General features: G+C 32.1%; 22 protein-coding genes. 10 read left to right on the forward strand and 12 right to left on the reverse strand.

Going from position 1 to position 20,948, the window contains the following annotated elements; all coding sequences use genetic code 11:
• Positions 1 to 79 precede the first annotated feature (79 nt).
• From DPN68_RS07660 to DPN68_RS07685, 6 genes are all read left to right on the forward strand, one after another.
• The gene (locus DPN68_RS07660; protein WP_113989063.1) at positions 80 to 520 is read left to right on the forward strand and encodes a MarR family winged helix-turn-helix transcriptional regulator; all 441 of its coding nucleotides are present in this window, start codon (positions 80 to 82) and stop codon (positions 518 to 520) included.
• A 14-nt stretch (positions 521 to 534) separates the two neighbouring features.
• Positions 535 to 2,925: a 3-hydroxyacyl-CoA dehydrogenase/enoyl-CoA hydratase family protein gene (locus DPN68_RS07665; protein ID WP_113989064.1), complete on the forward strand. Its 2,391-nt coding sequence runs from the start codon at positions 535 to 537 to the stop codon at positions 2,923 to 2,925.
• A gap of 3 nt (positions 2,926 to 2,928) precedes the next feature.
• The gene (locus DPN68_RS07670) at positions 2,929 to 4,113 is read left to right on the forward strand and encodes an acetyl-CoA C-acyltransferase (protein WP_113989065.1); all 1,185 of its coding nucleotides are present in this window, start codon (positions 2,929 to 2,931) and stop codon (positions 4,111 to 4,113) included.
• 134 nt (positions 4,114 to 4,247) lie between these two features.
• Positions 4,248 to 6,038: an acyl-CoA dehydrogenase family protein gene (locus DPN68_RS07675; RefSeq protein ID WP_113989066.1), complete on the forward strand. Its 1,791-nt coding sequence runs from the start codon at positions 4,248 to 4,250 to the stop codon at positions 6,036 to 6,038.
• Between the two features lie 106 nt (positions 6,039 to 6,144).
• A complete protein-coding gene (locus DPN68_RS07680; protein ID WP_113989067.1) occupies positions 6,145 to 8,148 on the forward strand; it encodes a recombinase in 2,004 nt (667 codons plus the stop codon).
• Positions 8,145 to 9,344: an LETM1-related biofilm-associated protein gene (locus DPN68_RS07685; RefSeq protein WP_113989068.1), complete on the forward strand. Its 1,200-nt coding sequence runs from the start codon at positions 8,145 to 8,147 to the stop codon at positions 9,342 to 9,344. The genes DPN68_RS07680 and DPN68_RS07685 overlap by 4 nt, the downstream gene beginning before the upstream one ends.
• A 2-nt stretch (positions 9,345 to 9,346) precedes the next feature.
• Here DPN68_RS07685 and can read toward each other — a convergent pair whose 3' ends face one another.
• The 4 genes from can to DPN68_RS07705 form a co-directional block, all read right to left on the reverse strand.
• Positions 9,347 to 9,982, reverse strand: a complete 636-nt coding sequence (can, locus tag DPN68_RS07690) for a carbonate dehydratase (protein ID WP_113989069.1) — start codon at positions 9,980 to 9,982, stop codon at positions 9,347 to 9,349.
• A 70-nt stretch (positions 9,983 to 10,052) separates the two neighbouring features.
• The gene (locus DPN68_RS07695) at positions 10,053 to 10,736 is read right to left on the reverse strand and encodes a carbonic anhydrase family protein (RefSeq protein ID WP_113989070.1); all 684 of its coding nucleotides are present in this window, start codon (positions 10,734 to 10,736) and stop codon (positions 10,053 to 10,055) included.
• A gap of 22 nt (positions 10,737 to 10,758) precedes the next feature.
• Positions 10,759 to 12,342 carry a SulP family inorganic anion transporter gene (locus DPN68_RS07700; RefSeq protein WP_113989071.1) on the reverse strand — a complete coding sequence of 528 codons (1,584 nt, stop codon included), beginning with the start codon at positions 12,340 to 12,342 and terminating at the stop codon, positions 10,759 to 10,761.
• 66 nt (positions 12,343 to 12,408) lie between these two features.
• On the reverse strand, positions 12,409 to 12,699 hold the full coding sequence (locus DPN68_RS07705; RefSeq protein WP_133256580.1) for a hypothetical protein: 291 nt from the start codon (positions 12,697 to 12,699) through the stop codon (positions 12,409 to 12,411).
• Between the two features lie 142 nt (positions 12,700 to 12,841).
• Between DPN68_RS07705 and DPN68_RS07710 the strand changes: the two genes are divergently transcribed.
• Positions 12,842 to 13,783 carry a LysR substrate-binding domain-containing protein gene (locus DPN68_RS07710; RefSeq protein WP_113989073.1) on the forward strand — a complete coding sequence of 314 codons (942 nt, stop codon included), beginning with the start codon at positions 12,842 to 12,844 and terminating at the stop codon, positions 13,781 to 13,783.
• Between the two features lie 29 nt (positions 13,784 to 13,812).
• Here DPN68_RS07710 and DPN68_RS13300 read toward each other — a convergent pair whose 3' ends face one another.
• From DPN68_RS13300 to DPN68_RS07730, 4 genes are all read right to left on the reverse strand, one after another.
• The gene (locus DPN68_RS13300; protein WP_113989074.1) at positions 13,813 to 14,007 is read right to left on the reverse strand and encodes a hypothetical protein; all 195 of its coding nucleotides are present in this window, start codon (positions 14,005 to 14,007) and stop codon (positions 13,813 to 13,815) included.
• Between the two features lie 135 nt (positions 14,008 to 14,142).
• Positions 14,143 to 14,808, reverse strand: coding sequence for a tRNA (5-methylaminomethyl-2-thiouridine)(34)-methyltransferase MnmD (mnmD, locus tag DPN68_RS07720; protein ID WP_113989075.1), 666 nt, complete (start codon positions 14,806 to 14,808; stop codon positions 14,143 to 14,145).
• A 70-nt stretch (positions 14,809 to 14,878) separates the two neighbouring features.
• Positions 14,879 to 15,331, reverse strand: a complete 453-nt coding sequence (locus DPN68_RS07725) for a hypothetical protein (protein WP_113989076.1) — start codon at positions 15,329 to 15,331, stop codon at positions 14,879 to 14,881.
• A complete protein-coding gene (locus DPN68_RS07730) occupies positions 15,331 to 15,828 on the reverse strand; it encodes a DUF4920 domain-containing protein (protein ID WP_113989077.1) in 498 nt (165 codons plus the stop codon). Before DPN68_RS07730 ends, DPN68_RS07725 begins: the two co-directional genes overlap by 1 nt.
• Positions 15,829 to 16,012: 184 nt before the next feature.
• On the opposite strand from DPN68_RS07730, the gene DPN68_RS07735 reads away from it, so the two are divergent.
• Positions 16,013 to 17,080, forward strand: coding sequence for a branched-chain amino acid aminotransferase (locus DPN68_RS07735; protein ID WP_113989078.1), 1,068 nt, complete (start codon positions 16,013 to 16,015; stop codon positions 17,078 to 17,080).
• A gap of 46 nt (positions 17,081 to 17,126) precedes the next feature.
• On the opposite strand, the gene DPN68_RS07740 is transcribed toward DPN68_RS07735, so the two are convergent.
• Positions 17,127 to 17,510 carry a pyrophosphohydrolase domain-containing protein gene (locus DPN68_RS07740; protein WP_113989079.1) on the reverse strand — a complete coding sequence of 128 codons (384 nt, stop codon included), beginning with the start codon at positions 17,508 to 17,510 and terminating at the stop codon, positions 17,127 to 17,129.
• Between the two features lie 134 nt (positions 17,511 to 17,644).
• Between DPN68_RS07740 and DPN68_RS07745 the strand changes: the two genes are divergently transcribed.
• Both DPN68_RS07745 and DPN68_RS07750 read left to right on the forward strand, forming a co-directional pair.
• Positions 17,645 to 17,773: a hypothetical protein gene (locus DPN68_RS07745; RefSeq protein ID WP_317047775.1), complete on the forward strand. Its 129-nt coding sequence runs from the start codon at positions 17,645 to 17,647 to the stop codon at positions 17,771 to 17,773.
• Positions 17,774 to 17,807: 34 nt separating this feature from the next.
• On the forward strand, positions 17,808 to 18,881 hold the full coding sequence (locus DPN68_RS07750) for an SRPBCC family protein (RefSeq protein WP_113989081.1): 1,074 nt from the start codon (positions 17,808 to 17,810) through the stop codon (positions 18,879 to 18,881).
• Between the two features lie 13 nt (positions 18,882 to 18,894).
• Here DPN68_RS07750 and DPN68_RS07755 read toward each other — a convergent pair whose 3' ends face one another.
• From DPN68_RS07755 to DPN68_RS07765, 3 genes are read right to left on the reverse strand one after another with little or no spacing between them, the layout of a single operon-like run.
• Positions 18,895 to 19,611 (reverse strand): tRNA threonylcarbamoyladenosine dehydratase, encoded by a 717-nt coding sequence (locus DPN68_RS07755; RefSeq protein WP_113989082.1) that lies wholly within the window; start codon positions 19,609 to 19,611, stop codon positions 18,895 to 18,897.
• A 49-nt stretch (positions 19,612 to 19,660) separates the two neighbouring features.
• Complete coding sequence (locus tag DPN68_RS07760) at positions 19,661 to 20,311, reverse strand: TatD family hydrolase (RefSeq protein ID WP_113989083.1); 651 nt, start codon at positions 20,309 to 20,311, stop codon at positions 19,661 to 19,663.
• The gene (locus DPN68_RS07765; RefSeq protein WP_113989143.1) at positions 20,304 to 20,897 is read right to left on the reverse strand and encodes a DUF1684 domain-containing protein; all 594 of its coding nucleotides are present in this window, start codon (positions 20,895 to 20,897) and stop codon (positions 20,304 to 20,306) included. The genes DPN68_RS07760 and DPN68_RS07765 overlap by 8 nt, the downstream gene beginning before the upstream one ends.
• Between the last annotated feature and the right edge of the window lie 51 nt (positions 20,898 to 20,948).

A 20,948-nucleotide genomic window follows, 5' to 3' on the forward strand; every position in this document is an offset into this window, starting at 1 on the left:
ATTTTTGTAAAAAAATGAAAAAATACTATGCATGCATAGTATTTTTTTTTATATTTGAAAAAGTTTAGAATTCAATCCAATGAAAGATAAAACAATAGATTATATATTAAGAGCAACTTGGCAAGCTGTTGCAAGAATGTACAACGAAGAAGCTGCCAAATACGGGGCTACTATGGCTACAGGTTTTGCTCTGTTGAGTATTGACAGAGAAAAAGGAACACCATCAACCGCACTAGGTCCGAAAATGGGAATGGAAGCAACTAGCTTAACAAGAACCTTAAAATCAATGGAAGACAGAGGTTTAATTAGTAAAAAGAAAAATCCAATTGACGGTCGAGGCGTTTTGATTCATCTTACCAAAGAAGGTCAAGATAAAAGGGAACTTTCTAAAACAACGGTACTGAAATTCAACGAAACCATAAAACAACATGTTTCAGAAGAAAAATTACAACACTTTATGGAAGTTGCCGAAATTATAAACGAATTAATTGCAGATAAAAAAATCTATAACGACAAATAACCAACCTATATAATATGAAACGTAATATTAAAAAAGTGGCTGTTATCGGTTCCGGAATTATGGGAAGTGGCATTGCCTGCCATTTCGCCAATATTGGTGTCGAAGTCTTATTATTAGACATTGCACCAAACGAACTAACCGAAGCAGAGCAGAAAAAAGGATTGACTTTAGAAAACAAAATGGTTAGAAATCGATTAGTAAACGATCATTTAGCCAATGCTTTAAAATCAAAACCTTCTCCTATTTATCATCCAAGTTTTGCCAATAGAATTACAACAGGTAACACAACAGATGATATGTCAAAAATTGCAACTGCAGATTGGATTATCGAAGTGGTTGTGGAACGATTAGACATCAAGAAAATTGTTTTTGAACAAGTTGACAAATATAGAAAACCAGGAACTTTAGTAACCTCAAATACGTCTGGTATTCCAATCCAATTCATGAGCGAAGGAAGAAGCGACGATTTTCAACAACATTTCTGTGGAACACACTTTTTCAATCCAGCACGTTACTTAAAATTATTTGAAATCATTCCTGGACCAAAAACATCCAACGAAGTATTAGATTTCTTAAATGGATATGGTGAAAAATTCTTAGGAAAAACTTCAGTTGTAGCAAAAGATACTCCAGCTTTTATCGGAAATAGAATTGGAATCTTCGGAATTCAAAGTTTATTCCACCAAGTAAAAGAAATGGGATTAACGGTTGAAGAAGTGGATAAATTAACTGGACCAGTTATTGGTCGTCCAAAATCCGCAACTTTCAGAACAGTTGATGTGGTTGGTTTAGATACTTTAGTTCACGTAGCTAACGGAATTTATGAGAATTGTCCAAACGACGAAGCGCATGAATTATTCAAGCTTCCAGAATTTGTTAACAAAATGATGGAAAACAAATGGTTAGGAAGCAAAACAGGACAAGGTTTCTACAAAAAAGAAGGAAAAGACATTCTAACTTTAGATTTAGATACATTAGAATATAGAGCCAATAAAAAAGCATCATTCGCTACTTTAGAATTAACTAAAACGATTGAAAAACCAATCGATAGATTCAAAGTTTTAGTCACAGGAAAAGACAAAGCTGGAGATTTTTACAGAAAAAACTTCGCTTCTATGTTCCAATATTGTTCAAACAGAATTCCTGAAATCACAGACGCTTTCTACAAAATCGACGATGCCATGAAAGCTGGTTTCGGTTGGGAAAACGGTCCATTCGAAATTTGGGATGCCATTGGAGTGGAAAAAGGAATCGAATTAATGAAAGCGGAAGGTTATCAACCTGCTTCTTGGGTAACCGATATGTTAGCTTCTGGAAATACTTCTTTTTATTCGATTAAAGATGGAGCAACACACTTCTACTCTATCACAAACAAAAAAGTAGAGAAAATTCCTGGTCAAGATGCCTTCATTATCTTAAATAACATTCGCGAAAGCAAAAAAATATGGAACAACAGCGATTCAATCATTACCGATTTAGGTGATGGAATCATCAATTTAGAATTTACTTCAAAAATGAATTCTATTGGCGCTGGTGTTTTACAAGGAATCAATAAAGCTATTGACATTGCTGAAAAAGATTACAATGGTTTAGTAATTGGAAATCAAGGCGCTAATTTCTCAGTTGGAGCCAATTTAGGAATGATTTTCATGATGGCTGTCGAACAAGAATATGACGAATTAAACATCGCTATCAAAATGTTCCAAGACACGATGATGCGTTGTCGTTATTCTGCAATTCCAGTTATTGCTGCTCCTCACGGAATGACATTAGGTGGTGGTTGCGAATTAACTATGCACGCTGACAGAGCCGTTGCTGCTGCAGAAACTTATATCGGATTAGTAGAATTTGGTGTTGGAGTAATTCCTGGTGGTGGTGGTTCTAAAGAAATGGCTTTAAGAGCTTCTGATTTATTTCGTAAAAACGATGTGGAATTAAATGTTTTACAAGAATATTTCTTAACTGTAGGAATGGCAAAAGTAGCTACTTCAGCTTATGAAGGTTTTGATACTGGCGTTTTACAAAAAGGAAGAGATATCGTAGTGGTAAACAAAGACCGTCAAATTGCAACTGCTAAACAAGTAGCTTTACAAATGGCAGAGCAAGGTTACACACAACCTGTAAGAAGAAAAGATATTAAAGTATTAGGTAAACAAGCTTTAGGTATGTTCTTAGTAGGAACTGACCAAATGGAAGCTGGTAAATACATTTCTGAACACGATAAGAAAATTGCAAACAAACTAGCTTATGTAATGGCTGGTGGTGATTTATCAGAAGCAACTTTAGTTTCTGAACAATATTTATTGGATTTAGAAAGAGAAGCATTTTTATCATTAACTGGAGAAAGAAAATCTTTAGAAAGAATTCAGTACATGTTAACCAAAGGGAAACCATTAAGAAACTAAGAAATGAAAACAGCATATATAGTTAAAGGATATAGAACAGCAGTTGGAAAAGCTCCAAAAGGCTTATTTCGATTCAAAAGACCTGATGAATTAGCAGCAGAAACCATCGAACACATGATGAAAGAGTTGCCTGATTTCGATAAAACGCGAATTGATGATGTAATGGTAGGAAATGCCATGCCAGAAGCTGAACAAGGTTTAAATGTCGCACGTTTAATTTCGTTAATGGGATTAAAAATTACCGATGTTCCTGGAGTTACAGTAAACAGATATTGTGCTTCTGGAGTAGAAACTATAGCTATGGCAACAGCTAAAATTCAATCAGGAATGGCAGATTGTATCATTGCTGGTGGTGCAGAAAGTATGAGTTATATTCCAATGGGAGGTTACAAACCAACACCAGATTATAAAGTTGCCGCTGCAGGTAACGAAGATTATTACTGGGGAATGGGATTAACGGCTGAAGCTGTTGCAAAACAATTCAACGTTTCTCGTGCTGACCAAGATGAGTTTGCGTATCATTCTCACATGAAAGCTTTGAAAGCGCAAGCGGAAGGTAAATTTGATAAACAAATTGTTCCAATTACAGTGGAGCAAACTTTCGTAAATGAAAACGGTAAAAAAGAAACCAAATCATATGTAGTGAATAAAGACGAAGGACCAAGAGCTGGAACTTCAATTGAAGCTTTAGCAGGATTAAGACCGGTATTTGCAGCTGATGGTTCGGTTACAGCTGGAAACTCTTCACAAATGAGTGATGGAGCGGCTTTCGTTTTAATCATGAGCGAAGAAATGGTTAAAGAGCTAAACTTAGAACCAATTGCAAGAATGGTAAGCTACGCTGCTTCTGGTGTTGAACCAAGAATTATGGGAATTGGACCAGTTACCGCAATTCCAAAAGCATTAAAACAAGCGGGATTAAAACAAGACCAAATCGACTTAATTGAACTAAACGAAGCTTTCGCAGCGCAATCATTGGCCGTTGTTAGAGAATTAGGTTTAAATCCTGAAATCGTTAACGTGAACGGTGGAGCCATTGCTTTAGGTCACCCACTAGGTTGTACTGGTGCTAAACTATCCGTTCAATTGTTTGACGAAATGCGCCTGAGAAACAGCAAATATGGAATTGTTTCGATGTGTGTTGGAACAGGTCAAGGTGCTGCTGGAGTTTTTGAATTTTTGAAATAAAATAAAGGAACACTGATTGGAAAAATTAAAGAAATTTCTAAAATTTCATCCATTTCTTCTATCTGTGTTCCAAAAAAATAATTAACCATTAATAAATAGAAATTAAAATTTCTTTTCTCTAAAAAATAAAAGTTATGTCAGATATCATCAGAGGAGGACAATTCCTAGTAAAAGAAACAAAATGCGAAGACATCTTCACACCAGAAGACTTCAATGAAGAACAAGTTATGATGCGTGATTCGGTTATCGAATTCGTAGACAAAGAAATTTGGCCAAACAAAGAGCGCTTCGAAAAGAAAGATTACGCTCTAACAGAAGACATCATGCGTAAAGCTGGTGAATTAGGTTACTTAAGTGTGGCTGTTCCTGCGGCTTATGGCGGAATGGAAATGGGATTTGTAAATACCGTTTTGGTTTGTGATTATATTTCAGGAGCAACTGGTTCGTTTTCAACTGCTTTTGGAGCGCATACTGGAATTGGAACTATGCCAATTACGTTATACGGAACAGAAGAACAAAAACAAAAATATGTACCAAAATTAGCTTCTGGCGAATGGTTTGGGGCTTACTGTTTAACAGAACCAGGAGCAGGTTCGGATGCGAATTCAGGAAAAACAAAAGCTGTTCTTTCAGAAGATGGAACACATTATAAAATCACAGGTGGAAAAATGTGGATTTCAAATGCTGGTTTTTGTAACGTAATGATTGTTTTCGCTCGTATTGAAGATGATAAAAATATTACTGGTTTCATCGTTGAAAATGATCCTTCAAACGGTATTTCAATGGGTGATGAAGAGCACAAATTAGGAATTCGCTCCTCTTCTACGCGTCAGGTTTTCTTTAATGAAACAAAAGTACCAGTAGAAAATATGTTGGCTGGTCGTGGCGAAGGTTTTAAAATTGCGATGAATGCTTTAAATGTTGGACGTATTAAATTAGCTGCTGCGTGTTTAGAAGCGCAAAGAAGAACAATTACTGGAGCAGTTAATTATGCTAACGAAAGAGTTCAGTTTAAAACACCTATTTCAAGTTTTGGAGCTATCCAAGCTAAAATTGCTGAAATGGCAACAAATTCATATGCTGGAGAAAGCGCTACTTACAGAGCTGCAGCTGATATTGAAAACAGAATTAATATTAGAGTTAGTGAAGGAAATTCGCACCAAGAAGCAGAATTAAAAGGTGTTGAAGAATTTGCAATAGAATGTTCTATCTTAAAAGTAGCCGTTTCTGAAGATGTTCAAGCTTGTACAGATGAAGGAATCCAAATTTTTGGTGGAATGGGATTCTCAGAAGATGCACCAATGGAAAGCGCTTGGAGAGATGCTCGTATTGCTAGAATTTACGAAGGAACTAACGAAATCAACAGAATGTTATCGGTTGGTATGTTAGTGAAAAAAGCAATGAAAGGTCACGTTGATTTATTAGGTCCAGCAATGGCTGTTGCCGAAGAATTAATGGGAATTCCATCTTTTGATGTTCCAGATTACACCGAATTATTTGCTGAAGAAAAGGAAATGATTGCCAAATTGAAAAAAGTTTTCTTAATGGTATCTGGAGCTGCAGTTCAGAAATATGGTCCAGAATTAGAATCACACCAACAATTGCTAATGGCTGCTTCTGATATCTTAATCGAAATCTATATGGCTGAAAGTACGATTCTTAGAACTGAAAAATTAGCTAAAAAAGAAGGTGAAGACAAAGTTCAGGAGCAAATTGCTATGGCAAAATTATACTTATATCATGCAGTAGATATCGTGAACCAAAAAGGAAAAGAAGGAATTGTTTCTTTTGCTGAAGGCGACGAACAACGTATGATGTTAATGGGATTAAAGCGCTTTACAAAATATACGAACATGCCAAATGTAATTGGACTTCGTGAAAAAATTGCTGCAAAAATTATTAGCGAAAATAAATATTGCTTTTAATCAACAGTAATTCTGGTTTAGTTTGTTAAAAAAGACTGTTAGTTTTAGCAGTCTTTTTTTGTTCCAAAACATTCAAATTTATTACTAATTTTACAAAAAAAATAAAATGGTTAATCTGCAAAAAAAATCAATAGGTTCCCTATTTATCAAACACATTGAAAACAATGAAATTGTAAATGAAACTAGCTTTTTGATAGATTTAGCCGACTACTTCAGAAACAAGTCTAAACAAAATACTATTTCAATTACAGAGTTAATTGAGTTGCTTCAAAAAGATAATTACTATTCAAATGTTTTTAGAAAATGTATTCTTGCCAATTTTAAAAATTTAGAATTCAGAAAAACACTAAGTGATACAGGAATTTTAGATAATACCAATTTCTTTGGTGAGTTAAAAAAAAGAATTTTTGCTAAGCTAATTCCTGAACAACCCGATAAAAATAGTTTTCAATATGTATTGAATCAGGTATTGTATAGTTCTAGAGATTATGATTGGATTTCAAAAATTCCAAATGAAGAATGGCTAACATTAATTAATCACCTTCAACTTCCATCTATTTACGATTCTAAAAAACTGAACTCGGAAATTCTTTTGGCTATGCACATACTTTCGCAACGAATGGGCGGATTAGCATTACAACCCGATATTTTAAAATTAGTTCCTGAATACAACAACTTAGAAAGTCCTTTTATAGCATATGATAAAGAACTGAGTGAACTCGTTAAACAATTAGAAACTCAAAAAACAACTCATTTACCATTTAACACCATTGACAAAAAACAACTTGATATTATTGCAAGTCAATGTTTTGATTATATTGAAACTGCGTACGAAAACAGTTCTAAATTTGGTATTTCATTTAAAGTAAATCAAAATTTATTAACTATTAAGCAACAGCTAACTAGAATTAAAGAATTAACAGAATATCTTTTTATTAAGGATGAAACTGATAAACAAGAAAAAACAATTCTTTTCTACCAAAAATTAGTTCTGTACAATAGTAGAAAAAACAACATAAGAGAATTATTCAATGACGGGCTTTACAATATTACATACGAAATTACAAGTCATACAGCAAAAACTGGCGAACATTACATAACCAATAACAAATCGGAATATTTTAAAATGTTGTATTCCGCTTCTTTTGGAGGATTCATTGTTGCGTTTCTTTGTATTTTCAAATTGGCTTTTTCTAAAATGGAAATGAGTGATTTTGGTTATGCATTTGCGTATAGTATGAACTATGCTAGTGGTTTTATTCTAATCTATTTAGTTGGTGCAACACTAGCCACTAAACAACCCGCAATGACAGCAACAACTATTGCTCGAACCCTAGAAGAAAATCTAAACATTAGAAATAAAAAAAACAAAGTAACTCAATACCAAAGTTTTGCACTTTTATTTTCTAAGTTATTTCGTTCTCAATTCATTGCATTCGTAGGAAATGTTATAATAGCGTTTCCTGTAGCCTTATTTTTAATTTGGAGTATTTATCACTTTTTTGATTATGATATGGCCGTAGCAAAAGCACCAAAACTACTAAATGATTTAAGTCCAATTAAATCAGCGGCAATTTTTCATGCCGGAATTGCTGGTATATTTCTATTTTTATCTGGAATTATTGCTGGAAATGTAGCCAACAATAATAAATTTAATAATTTTTACTATCGTATTGCCGAACATCCTAAATTGAAATTACTTCTAGGTGAAAATAAAACAAAGAAAATATCAAATTGGCTGGAGAAAAAATGGCCAGGTGTAATATCCAATTTATTTTTTGGTTTTTGTTTAGGAACTACCGGTTCAATTGGAGTGTTTTTAGGTTTGGATTTAGACATTAGACACATTACCTTTGCAAGTGGAAATTTTGCTATTGGACTTTTTGGAGCTGGTTATCAAGTTGAACTAAGTGTGGTAATTTGGTCAATAATTGGTGTTTTTCTAATAGGTTTAGTTAACTTTTTAGTTAGTTTTGGACTTTCCTTGTTTATTGCAATTAAGTCCAGAGAGATTCCTTATTATGAAATTCGCTACATGAGTTTGGCAATTTGGGATAAATTCAAAAAAAATCCAATTTCATTTTTTATTCCTGTAGATAAAACAGTATGATAAACCCTTCTACATACGGTTGGATTGAAAAATTTTTCAATAAAAATGAGCATCATTTTATTGATTATTCAGACAATTATGCTCGTTTTTATAACGATATAAGAAACTCTGGGTTTATTTATGGCTATACAGTTAGTATTCCACTTGAAGAACCAATTAGTACCAAAGGATTATCGCAAGATGAAGTTACCAAAATTGCACTTTTAAACGCATTATACGCTGTTTTTAGAATTGTAAAAAGAACAAACGATTCCAAAGTATTTATTTCAGAAGCAAAAGGGTTTTATAAATCCATACAACGTGAAAATTATAATTTCTTAAAAACCATTTTCCCATCGGAATCTGATTTGTCTAAATTGGAAACGATACTAGATAATCGCATTCAAACTAATTCTAATTTTTTCAGTAAAAACTTTTCTCATATCATTACCAATGCTTTACTATTTATTGATGTATTGGCATTTCATTCTTATTTAGTTCATGGGGAACTTTCTAATAAGTACTTAAAAGACTTTGAACTTAATTGTATTAAAATAGTTTCATTAGCTTTTCAAGTCAAAGAAAAGAAAACCAAATACGATGAACTTTTGGTGAAATTATTTGAAAATTCGCTACGTTACACCAAACTACATAAGATAGAAGCATTTGATATCGAGAAAGTTACTTTAGCACCAATGCACTTCGCCATTGAAAAGTTCTACTTGCTAGATTTAACCGAAATGGCATTGTGGAGTGATGAAAAACTAGAGCCTTCAGAACAAGCCTTTTTATATAGAATTGCTGAAAAACTAGAAATTTCGACTGATGATTTATTGGAAAGTAGTGTTGCCATTGCGCATTTTATTTCCACATATAAAGAGGAAATTCCTTATTTTAATTATTCCAATCCGGTTAAGCATTTTTATGACCAAACTAATAAAACAGTTAGTAAACTAGTTGGAAGAAACAAAAATAGATTGGTAAAGGAAATTTCTCAAAGCAAAGAGTTGATGGTGTTATTAACCCAATCAACCACAAGAGAATTGAATGAAAATGAAAAAAAGAAAGTAAAAAAACAATTATTAGACATTTGTAAAACGATTCCGTCTTTAACTATTTTTTTACTTCCTGGTGGAGGCATTTTGTTGCCTATTTTAATTAAATATATTCCGCAGTTATTGCCTTCCGCTTTTAATGAAAATTTAGAAGACGAATAGCTTTAAAATTTCAATTGGTAAACAGCGTCCAAATCTTTATCGCAACTAAAATTTACACCTAAATCATTCACTAAACCTGAATTGAGACCGTAAACCCAACCGTGTAAATGTAATTCTTGTCCGTTTTTCCAAGCATTTTGAACAATCGAAGTTTTGGCTAAATCAAACACTTGCTCCATAGTATTTAATTCCACAAAACGATTAAAACGCTTGTTTTCATCGGTAATAGTATCTAATTCTTCTTGGTGAAAGCGATACACATCTTTAATATGTCGAATCCAATTATCAATAACGCCAATAGATGTATTACCCATAGCGGCTTTAACTCCTCCACAACCGTAATGTCCGCAAACGATTACGTGTTTTACCTGCAAAGCATTTACGGCATAATCTAATACGCTTAACATGCTCATATCGGTATGGATTACCATATTAGCAATGTTTCTGTGTACAAATACTTCTCCAGCCTCTGCTCCTATTATTTCATTTGCAGGAACTCTACTATCTGAACAACCAATCCACAATAATGGTGGCTGTTGTCCTTGTGCTAACTTACTGAAAAAATTAGGGTTGAGGCTTAACTTTTCCTCAACCCATTTTTGGTTATTTTTTAGTATCTTTTTATAAAATTCTGTCATCATGTGATTTTAATTGAAAAGCAATCATTTGGTAGAATAAATGTACAAATATGCTTTTAAATAACAAGTATTAGTGTCTTAATTCTGCAACAGAAAATTCAGGATTTAATTCATCTTTGATATACAAAACGTCGTCATAGAATGTCACTGTTCCAGTTTCAATGTCATGCATAGCTCCAATTATACCAATTTGACCTTCTTCTAACATTTGTTCCAAAACAAAACTTCTTTCAATAATGCTTTTTACACTTCTTTTTACATTGATTTCAGCAACATTTTCAACGAAATCTGCATTTTTTGAAGTTCTATTTTCTTTGGTTTTATTTTCAGAATAAACCGCTGGTTGAATTTTAGACAATAATTCCGTTAAATTTCCCATTTCTACATGATCACAAGCTCCTTTAACGGCTCCACATTTGCTATGTCCAAGAACCACAATTAACTTTGAACCGGCTACTTTACAAGCAAATTCCATACTTCCAAGTATATCGGTATTTACAATGTTTCCTGCAATTCTAACCGAAAAAATATCACCTAATCCTTGGTCAAAAATTAATTCTGCAGAAGTTCTACTATCAATACAACTTAAAATAGTAGCAAAAGGCCATTGCCCATCTCTTGTATCGTTAGCTTGTTCTAATAAATTTCTGTGTGCTTTTAAATTGTTAATAAAACGACCATTTCCTTCTTTTAAAATCTCTAAAGCTCTTCTTGGTGTAATTGAATCTTGTAATTCTTTATTTAATGTTTTCATGCTGTATGTTTTTATTCATAAATTATTTTGAATGCTTGATTTTCACGTGTTTAAATTCCGCTTCTTCAAAATCATAAATTTCCTTAAATCCTTTCAAGGTTAAATCAATATTTTTATCTAATGCTCTTACCGAAGTAAAATCTTTAATCATTTCTAATACATCAAAATCAATATAATTGGTATTTGAAGCATCAATAACTAATTTCCCATTTTCGGGAATATTATGTAAAGTATTTTTAATTGCTGCTTTATTTAAGAATGAAACTTCTTGTGCTAATTTAATAGTAATAATATCTCCATCCTGTAACGACTCTTTCTTAAATGAATAAGCAATTTTCAAGTTTTTGTATAAAATAAACCCTATACTCACTAGTAATCCTATAGCAACTCCTTTCAATAAATCTGTCAACACTACTGCTAAAATTGTGATAATGAATGGAATAAATTGAGACAAACCGTTTTTCCATAAATGAACAAAAACACTTGGTTTTGCTAGTTTATAACCAACCATTAGTAATACTGCAGCCAAAGCCGCTAATGGAATTTTATTTAGAACAAATGGAATTGTAAGTGCAAATGTTATTAATAAAAATCCATGAAATATAGATGCTAATTTAGTTCTTCCTCCAGAAGTAATATTAGCAGATGAACGAACCACAACAGACGTCATAGGTAAACCACCTAATAAGCCGCTAATTAAATTACCAACTCCTTGTGCTTTCAATTCACGATTGGTATCCGTAACTCGTTTTAATGGATCTAATTTATCCGTTGCTTCAATACATAATAGGGTTTCAATAGAGGCAACTACAGCAATTGTTATAGCAACAATCCATACTTTTTCATTGGTAAAAGCAGATAGACTTGGTAACGCAAAACCATCTTTTATTTCAGTAATTGATGGTAAATTTACCAAATGATTTGTTGTTGTAATGGCTAATGAAGAACCTGATTGAATAAAAAATTCATTAAGTAAAATACTTAAAGCAACCACAACTAGTGCACCAGGAAGCATTTTTATTTTCTTAAGAAATGGTACTTTGTCCCAAGTAATTAATATTGCTAAAGACAACAAGGAAATAAATAAAGCACCTAAATGAATGTAATTAATTGATTCAAAAAGTGTATCAAAGGTAGAATTTCCAGATTTTTCAATAAAGAAGAAATCACCTTCATTATCTACATCATGACCAAAAGCATGAGGAATTTGTTTTAGGATAATAATAATACCAATTGCGGCTAACATTCCTTCAATAACACTCGTTGGGAAATAATTGGAAAAACTTCCTGCTTTAAGAAATCCAAGTACGATTTGAATTAAACCAGCCAATATTACTGCTGTAAGAAAAATATCAAAACCGCCCAAATCTGTAATAGCTGTTAAAACAATTGCAGTTAGACCAGCTGCTGGGCCACTAACACTTAATGCAGAGTTACTTAAAAACCCAACAATAATACCTCCAATAACACCAGAAACAATTCCTGAAAATAATGGCGCGCCAGAAGCTAACGCAATACCTAAACACAACGGTAATGCTACTAAAAACACTACCAAACCAGCTGCTAAGTCACCCTTAACGCTTGAAAACATATGATTTTTGCTCATAAAAATAATTAACTGTAATAAACGTGAATACAACCCAATAATGGGTTTAAGAAATCGGAAAGTTTATTATAACCAGTTAGGAGGTGGTGAGAAAATTTTGTGAGCTAAATTATCGTAACTTAATAATTGATTCAAATTCACATTAAATTTTAATGTCTCAAAAGTGAAAAAAATTAAAAAAGTATAATGGGAAGTTGGTAAAACTTTGACTTCTTGAATTGTTGGATTTGTTTCTTCCTCTTCCGCCAAATTATAAAAACAAGAAATATCTACATCATCATCAATCATTCCAACAACTGTGGGTGTGGAAAGAAATGTAATGAATAAAAATAAGACTATGTTTATTATCAGTTTCATTCGGCTAATTTATGATAAAAAAAATTAATACAAATCATTAAAAAAAATTTAATATTTTTTTGTGATTTCAAAGATTACAAGAAAAAAGCAATATAAGTTAAATTGATAGTTACTATATTTGCATCACAAAAAACTATACTGAATGACTATCACACAACTCTATTATGTTTTAGCAGTAGCTGAACACAAAAATTTCACCCAAGCAGCCGAAAAATGCTTTGTGACTCAACCAACTCTTAGTATGCAAATTCAAAAATTAGAGGATGAATTGGATATTTTAATTTTTGATAGAAGTAAAAAACCCATTTCATTAACTGAAATTGGTGAAAAAATAGTAGTGCAAGCTAAAAGTATTGTGAATGAAGCAGGACGAATTAAAGACATTGTAGAGCAACAAAAAGGATATATTGGCGGTGAATTTAAAGTTGGTATTATTCCAACGATAATGCCAACATTACTTCCAATGTTCTTAAATAATTTCATTAAAAAATATCCAAAAGTAAATTTGATTTTGGAAGAGCAAACTACTGAAGAAATTATCAAAAAACTCAAAAACGGCCATTTAGATTGTGCTATTGCCGCAACTCCATTGGAAGAAGAAACACTTAAGGAAATTGTTTTGTACTACGAACCTTTTGTGGCTTATATACCTGATCATCATGATAGTTTCAATAAAGAAGAAATTGAAATTTCAGATTTAGATTTAGACCGAATCCTACTTTTACAAGACGGCCATTGTTTTAGAGATGGTATTCTAAACCTTTGTAAAAATAATAAATACATCAATGACAGTAACTTTCAATTAGAAAGTGGAAGTTTTGAAACACTAATCAAATTAGCTGACGAAGGTTTAGGCACTACATTGTTACCTTTTTTACATACTTTAGATTTAAACGAAAAGAACAAAACCAAACTTCGTCACTTTCAAGATCCAAAACCAGCTCGAGAAGTCAGTTTAATTTACCCTAAAAGTGAATTAAAAATTCATATTATTAATGCATTAAGAGATACAATAGCAGGAGTAGTTCGTGGAGCAATTGCTTTTCAAGATGTGCAAATCATTAGTCCAAAACCGAAGAAATAAAAAAAGGAGCTTTTTAGCTCCTTTATATTTTAGTTAATGTAAATTAAACATTGGCGTAATTCCGGTTTTTCTTTTGTATAATTCAAAAGCCAGTCTCTTAGTTGGTCAATTTCGTAAGGCAGTAATACTTTGATTGCTTTTTCAAGCTCTTTACAAAATAATTTGGGGTCAAAACTCACTCTTTCTAGTATGGATTTCGTGTACGAAAACATTGTTCTAGACATAGGTATTAATTAATTAAAGTTAGACTAGGGATAAGAACTTGATGTAAAGATAAACAAAAAAAAGAACATAAAATAATGCACTACATAAAAAAAATGCTAAAATTTTATTAAATACGCAAATTTTAACAGTTTTACTTATTTTTTTATTGCTCGTAACATTTCACGTTTTCCTGGAGCACCAGGCAATTTTTCCACTGAAAATCCGACACTTAGCATCGCTTTTTTTATACTTGTTCTACAGGCGTAAGTTACCAAAATGCCATTGGGCAATAATGCATCAAACATGATTTTAAAAATAGTTTCATCCCATAATTCGGGTTGAACTTCAAATCCGAAAGCATCAAAATAAATCAAATGAAATTTTTCTTTATCTGTAAGCTCTTGAAAAAATTGCTTTCTTTTGGTTAAAGAAAAAAATGATGTTAATTCAATTTCTTGTTCCCATTGCGTAGAATGAATTTTATCAAAAATAGCTTCAAAATCGGAAGCTTTTAATTCATTCACATAATTCATTTGTTTAGCATCAGCTATAGAAACAGGATAAGCCTCTACTCCATCATAATGAATGTTTTGCTTTCTTTTGCTGGCTTCTAAAAAAGTAATAAATGCATTTAAACCTGTTCCAAATCCAATTTCCAAAATATGAATCGTATCATTTAACTGAAATAAATCCATTCCGTTTTTTATAAAAACATGTTGGGCTTCTTGAATAGCTCCGAATTTAGAATGGTAACTTTCGTTTAATTCAGGCAAATAAATAGATGTAGAACCATCCTGAGTGATAATGATTTCTCTTTTCATAACTTCGAAAAAAAAGGTTTAAAAATTTGATTTACAAACCCTTAAACCTTTTTAAAATATTTTTTTTGAATTACTCAATATACAATTTCTTAATTCTTGGAATAGGTCCGCCACATTTTACTTGATGGCAACTGATACAAGCATTGATTCCATTATTAAAATGTTCTTTCGCATTCTTGGGATCTTTATAGATTAATTCCTGTGCTTGAATAAATTTTGCTGATTGCTCTTCAAAAAAAGCATCTTTATCAGTTTCATCAGTCAAAACAGCTTCGTGAATTCTTTTAAAATGTTGAGGAAATTGCCCAATGGTATCTCCTTTGATAATTCTCGCTTTCAAACGTTCATTATCCACATACATTTGCTCCATTAAAGCTGCCATTTCCGACATTTCATACATTTCGAAACCTTCATCCGTTTTCTTTTCAACAGACGATTCTGATGTACTCAATTCTTCTTGATTTGCTTTTTGACAAGAACCAAATACCACTAAAAACCCAAAAAGTAAAAAAATATTTTTCATTATTTAGCAATTAAAACACCATCAGCCATAAACGAATAAGTAACTTTTGGAGCAACAATACTATCAATTGCAGCTTGTGATTTTCCAGCATCTTTAGCATAATGTTTCAACTCGTCAACACTTTCAATACCTACATAAGCTTTTCCACTAACAATAACTTCTTTTTCTTGTGCATTCATTGGAACAAAGAAGCCGTAATCTTTGAATTTAACGAAAGCTTGTTTTTCTTCAGCTAAATCCAATGTCATCCAACAACCTTTTTTCTGACAAACTTCATTAATAGCAGATTTGAATTTTACATTAATTGTATCACCTTCTTTTAAACTAGCATACATAGCTGCCATTTCTTCATTGGATAAAGCTTCTGCTGCAACAATTGAATCTCCAAAAACAGCATATTCTACAGTCGGTTCTTCAACAACTGCTACTTCTGTTTCATTTTTCTTGCAACTTGCTACTACTAATGCTAAAGAAAGCATCAAAAAGATATTTTTCATATGATAATTAAATTTTGTTTAAGCAAAAGTACTAATTTTAAAAGAATTAGTAAATTTTTATTTATTAACATCACATCTTAATAATTTTTAATCATCTCAAAAAAATGAATTCTTTTTTTGCTATTTTTGCAAACATTAGAAGCATTTGAGCTTCTTTATTATTTATTTTATAATACTTATCCTAATGGAATTAAAAACTTTAGAAGAAATTGACATCCAATTAGCTCCAACATCAAAGATTAATGAAGTTGATTTTGATAATCTAACTTTCGGAACCACTTTTACAGATCATATGTTGGTATGTGATTTTGCTGATGGAGAATGGAAAAAACCAGTTATTCAGCCTTATGCGCCAATGACTATTGATCCTTCTGCTAAAGTTTTTCATTACGGACAAGCTATTTTTGAAGGAATGAAAGCCTACAAAGATGCCAACGATGCTGTTTGGTTATTTCGTCCAGATCAAAATTACGAGCGTTTTAACAAAAGTGCTGTTCGTATGGCAATGCCTGAAGTTCCAGAAGAAGTTTTCTTAGGCGGATTGAAACGTTTATTGGAAATTGAAAAAGATTGGGTAAAAAAAGGATTAGGCAATTCCTTATATATACGTCCGTTTATGATTGCTACTGGTCCTGGTGTAATTGCTGCTCCTGCCAAATTTTATAGATTCATGATTATTTTATCACCAGCAAAAGCGTATTATTCTGGTGAAGTAAAAGTGTTAATTGCTGAACATTACAGTAGAGCTGCAAATGGAGGAATTGGTGCTGCAAAAGCCGCTGGAAATTATGCTGCGCAATTTTACCCAACACAATTAGCAAACGAACAAGGATTCCAACAAGTAATTTGGACTGATGATGCAACGCATACCAAATTAGAAGAAGCGGGAACTATGAACGTGTTTATTAGAATTAATGATACCCTTTATACAGCTCCAACAAGCGAGAGAATTTTGGATGGTGTAACAAGAAAAAGTGTAATTGAACTAGCAAAAAGAGAAAATATTGCTGTTGAAGAGCGTTCGGTTTTGGTAACAGAATTAGTCGAAGCTGCTAAAAATGATTCTTTAAAAGAAATTTTTGGAGCGGGAACTGCAGCTGTAATCAATCCAATTGCTGGATTTTCATACAAAGGCGATTATTTTGAATTACCAAAATTAGCTGATTCAATAGCAGTGGAAATAAAAACCAAATTGACTAATATTCAAAATAAATTAGCTGAAGACACTTTTGGCTGGACAGTTAAAATATAGTATTCAGTCGCAGTTATCAGTAAAATTATCACACTGATAACTGTGACTATTTCAAAATCGCTTCAAAACTTGGTTTAAAGTAATTGGGACCTTTCATTACTTTACCATCTTCTCTGTAAATAGGTTTGCCGTCTTCGCCTAATTTACTCATATTGGAACGTTGAATTTCGTCAAAAACTTCTTCAATTTTATGTTGTAAACCGTGTTCTAAGATAGTTCCGCATAAAATGTATAACATATCACCTAAAGCATCGGCAATTTCAACAATATCATTGTTTTGAACCGCTTCTAAATATTCTTCGTTTTCTTCTTTCATCAAATTAAAACGCAATTCATTTTTTAAATTTCCTAAATCTGCTTTTAATTCGTTGCTTACTCCTAAACCGTAGGTTTCATGAAATAATTGTACTGCTTTTAATTGTTTTTGCATATGCTAATTTTTAATTGGCTAAATATATTAATTTGCTGAAATCATTTCTTACTTTTGTGTAAATATTTATCATCATGTTTTCAACGGGTCAAGCCTACTTTGCTATATTTTTTGTCATTATATTTATAATCACTATGATTTTAGTTTATAAAAAAGACTTAAAAGAAATGAAAAACCAATACAAAGGAACGTATTGGATTTTAATTGGATTTTTATTATTTATTTTATTTTTATTTATCATTAAATTCTTTTTAAGAGAATAATTTTTTATATTTGGGAAACCCCAACCTACTAGAAATGAAGATAGCTAAATACATACTGCTGTTACTAGCACTTTTTTCTATTGCATTTTCAGTATTCGTCGCCACTCAACCTGGTTCATTTGAAATTGTAAAAGAAAAAAATATTGATACTTCAAAGACTCTTGTTTTTGATTTTATTTCCAATCTAGAAAACGCAACGCAATGGTTTCCTTATATATTGTCAGATGACAATCTAGATTTTACAAAAAACGAGAACAATAGTATTTCTTCCGCTAATTGGAAATCTACAACTTCACAATACCAATTAACAAACGAAACTCTTTTTAATGCTGATTCTCTCTACCAAAATTTTCAAGAAAACGACAACATTCAAAAGCTAATTTGGAAACTTGAAGAACAAAAAGAAAAAACTAAAATTGTATTAAAAGTCACTGGAAATCTTAGTTTCAAACAAAAACTAAATGCGTTATTTCATGGTGGAGCTGAAAATGTTTTTGGTCCAAAATTAGAAGTAGCATTAACCAATATTGAGAACAGATTAAATGCTTCATTTGTTGAACATTCTATTACTATTCAAGGATTTTCTTACCAAAAAGGAACCAATTTCATCAAACAGAAAGACAGTTGTTCTATCAAAGATTTTGATATTCGTTCCAAAGAAATTCTGAAAAAAGTAAACCAATTCGTTGAACAAAACGGCATTCAACCAACTGGAAATCCGTTTGTTTTATTTGATCGTTGGGAAGAAAGAAAAAACTTTGTGGTATATGCTTTTTGTATACCCATTGAAGAAGAAATTGTTTCCACAACCAATCCTAACATTACAGGTGGTAACATCCCAAATTATTTAGCTCTAAAAACAAAATTAATTGGTAATACAGCACTTCACAGAAAAAAAGCATACGATGCCGCTATAAAATATATTGCCAAAAACAAATACGAAGAAGATTACGGCGGTTATTATCTTGAAATTTATCCAACAGAAAAAGATAAAAAACAACATAATCCAACGGTGGAAATCATCATTCCAGTGAGGAAAAAAATTGTAATTCAAACCGTTCAAGATTCTTTGACAACATCAGGAAATAAAATAGAAAACGCTGAATAAATCAGCGTTTTTTTTAACTTTTTATAATTCCTTTTACAACGGTTTCAGCGGCATGCAAACCAAATAAAGCCGGCATCCAACTATTAGTCCCATAAAACGATTTCTTAAAATTACTGCCATCCGTAGTCTTAATACTCGAATAGTCTGGGCGCTCGTCAGAATACACTACTTTCACGCCTTTTGAAATTCCTTCTTGCTTCAAACGTTTTCTAATATTTTTTGCTAACGGACAATATTCGGTTTTACTGATGTCGCGCACTTTTACGTTTTCGGCATTGAATTTTCCTCCAGCGCCCATATTACTGATGATTTTTACTTTTTTACGTTTGCAAGCTATAATCAAATTCAATTTGGGAGTAACACTATCAATGCAATCCAGTACATAATCAAATTCTGGAGAAACTAATTCAAAAGCCCTTTCTGGTGACAAAAATTCTTGAATTCTTGTCAACTGCAATTCAGGATTTATATCTAATAATCTATCGCCAACAATAGTGACTTTTGGTTCACCCACTGTCGAATGTAAAGCTGGTAACTGACGATTAATATTAGTAATATCAACGGTATCGCCATCAACTATGGTCATTTTTCCTACGCCAGCTCGTGCTAAAAATTCGGCTGCAAAACTGCCCACTCCGCCTAAACCAACGACTAATACATTGGCATTTTCTAATTTTTGTATGCCTTCTTCTTTAAATAATAAAACGGCTCTTTCTTTCCACTTTGCCATAATAAGTTTATTGTTAATGGTTTGTTGTTAATGGTTTGTTGTTAATGGTTTATGGTTTGAATATTGATTTGAAATTTTGGAAAATCATATTTTTCATTTCGTCCATTGGAAGTCCTTTCATTCTGGCTGCTTTTTCGTAGACATCAAAAATAGATTCTTCAATGGTGTCGGTCTCTAACAAAATTTTATTTTCGGGTGCAAAGGTAAACACTTTTTCCAAATCTAGATTACGCATCAAGTACTTTCCAAAAGACAAATAGAATCCGTTACTCAATAACGATTGCGCTACTTGTTCGTTTTTCGAAAAGCCGTGAATAATCATGGGATTTTGAATGTTTCTATCTTTTTTAATGGAAATAATTTCCTGATAGGCCGCTACACAATGCAGAATAATTGGTTTTTCGGTGTTTTGTACTAAATCCAATTGTTGATGAAAAACTTGAATTTGGGTTTCCAATGGAATTTCTATTCGTTTATCCAATCCACATTCGCCCAATGCCAAACAAGAAGTTTCTTTTAATTTCTCTTCAATACAATCTAAATCCGAAAGCAAGCGATTTTCGTCAATATACCAAGGATGAATCCCAATGGAATATGTTGGAATATTCGGGTCAAATTCCCAAGGATATTGGTTTACCACTTCCAAAACATTGGAATCATTGGAAAATTGGTGCGTATGTAAATTGATAAACTTAGTCATGAAACTTTTTTACGCCAGCCAAAATAGCGATTGGCAAATCATTTTCTAAAGGAACAATCGGGCATGAATATTTGTAATTGTAAGCACAATACGGATTGTATGCCAAATTAAAATTGATGACAACTTCTTTCGATGTTGGAATTCGCATATCAATATATCTGCCGCCAATGTAACTTTCTTTTCCACAAGAAGCATCCGAAAACGGTAAAAACAGGTAATCTTTGAAACCTGGTTTTTGAATTAATTCTAGATTTTGATACACATTCAGTTGCATTTTTTGTCCGTTTATTTCGAAATGCAATTCACCAAATTTCTTGTACATCGGTGTTCTTTCTGTTGTGGTTTTCATTTGGAACGGTTTCTCTTTCTTCGAACGAATGAATTTAGCTTTTACAATAAATTCCTCTGAAATTGGAAAGAAATCTAAACCTTCAAATGACTTCAAATCGTCTTCCATCAACGGACTTGAAGTACCATCAGCAAAGGAAGCATTCATGTTCTTTTGGAAATCTTCTGCCTTTTGAATTTCATTGGTTTGGGCATAAAAAGTTGTCCAACAAAAAAGAGCGATCAGGATTTTGTACATGGTTTGATTTTTTACAAAAATATATAATTTCTCTAACATTTATTGAAAGTG

It is taken from the genome of Flavobacterium tibetense, from assembly GCF_003293845.1.
In the GTDB taxonomy this organism is placed as follows: Bacteria; Bacteroidota; Bacteroidia; order Flavobacteriales; family Flavobacteriaceae; genus Flavobacterium; species Flavobacterium tibetense.

Excerpts from the sequence above, each read along its gene's own strand:
- DPN68_RS07660 (WP_113989063.1), top strand. The coding sequence starts at position 80 with ATGAAAGATAAAACAATAGATTATATATTAAGAGCAACTTGGCAAGCT.
- DPN68_RS07665 (WP_113989064.1), top strand. The coding sequence starts at position 535 with ATGAAACGTAATATTAAAAAAGTGGCTGTTATCGGTTCCGGAATTATG.
- DPN68_RS07670 (WP_113989065.1), top strand. The coding sequence starts at position 2,929 with ATGAAAACAGCATATATAGTTAAAGGATATAGAACAGCAGTTGGAAAA.
- DPN68_RS07675 (WP_113989066.1), top strand. The coding sequence starts at position 4,248 with ATGTCAGATATCATCAGAGGAGGACAATTCCTAGTAAAAGAAACAAAA.
- DPN68_RS07680 (WP_113989067.1), top strand. The coding sequence starts at position 6,145 with ATGGTTAATCTGCAAAAAAAATCAATAGGTTCCCTATTTATCAAACAC.
- DPN68_RS07685 (WP_113989068.1), top strand. The coding sequence starts at position 8,145 with ATGATAAACCCTTCTACATACGGTTGGATTGAAAAATTTTTCAATAAA.
- can (WP_113989069.1), bottom strand. The coding sequence starts at position 9,982 with ATGACAGAATTTTATAAAAAGATACTAAAAAATAACCAAAAATGGGTT.
- DPN68_RS07695 (WP_113989070.1), bottom strand. The coding sequence starts at position 10,736 with ATGAAAACATTAAATAAAGAATTACAAGATTCAATTACACCAAGAAGA.
- DPN68_RS07700 (WP_113989071.1), bottom strand. The coding sequence starts at position 12,342 with ATGAGCAAAAATCATATGTTTTCAAGCGTTAAGGGTGACTTAGCAGCT.
- DPN68_RS07705 (WP_133256580.1), bottom strand. The coding sequence starts at position 12,699 with ATGAAACTGATAATAAACATAGTCTTATTTTTATTCATTACATTTCTT.
- DPN68_RS07710 (WP_113989073.1), top strand. The coding sequence starts at position 12,842 with ATGACTATCACACAACTCTATTATGTTTTAGCAGTAGCTGAACACAAA.
- DPN68_RS13300 (WP_113989074.1), bottom strand. The coding sequence starts at position 14,007 with ATGTCTAGAACAATGTTTTCGTACACGAAATCCATACTAGAAAGAGTG.
- mnmD (WP_113989075.1), bottom strand. The coding sequence starts at position 14,808 with ATGAAAAGAGAAATCATTATCACTCAGGATGGTTCTACATCTATTTAT.
- DPN68_RS07725 (WP_113989076.1), bottom strand. The coding sequence starts at position 15,331 with ATGAAAAATATTTTTTTACTTTTTGGGTTTTTAGTGGTATTTGGTTCT.
- DPN68_RS07730 (WP_113989077.1), bottom strand. The coding sequence starts at position 15,828 with ATGAAAAATATCTTTTTGATGCTTTCTTTAGCATTAGTAGTAGCAAGT.
- DPN68_RS07735 (WP_113989078.1), top strand. The coding sequence starts at position 16,013 with ATGGAATTAAAAACTTTAGAAGAAATTGACATCCAATTAGCTCCAACA.
- DPN68_RS07740 (WP_113989079.1), bottom strand. The coding sequence starts at position 17,510 with ATGCAAAAACAATTAAAAGCAGTACAATTATTTCATGAAACCTACGGT.
- DPN68_RS07745 (WP_317047775.1), top strand. The coding sequence starts at position 17,645 with ATGATTTTAGTTTATAAAAAAGACTTAAAAGAAATGAAAAACCAATAC.
- DPN68_RS07750 (WP_113989081.1), top strand. The coding sequence starts at position 17,808 with ATGAAGATAGCTAAATACATACTGCTGTTACTAGCACTTTTTTCTATT.
- DPN68_RS07755 (WP_113989082.1), bottom strand. The coding sequence starts at position 19,611 with ATGGCAAAGTGGAAAGAAAGAGCCGTTTTATTATTTAAAGAAGAAGGC.
- DPN68_RS07760 (WP_113989083.1), bottom strand. The coding sequence starts at position 20,311 with ATGACTAAGTTTATCAATTTACATACGCACCAATTTTCCAATGATTCC.
- DPN68_RS07765 (WP_113989143.1), bottom strand. The coding sequence starts at position 20,897 with ATGTACAAAATCCTGATCGCTCTTTTTTGTTGGACAACTTTTTATGCC.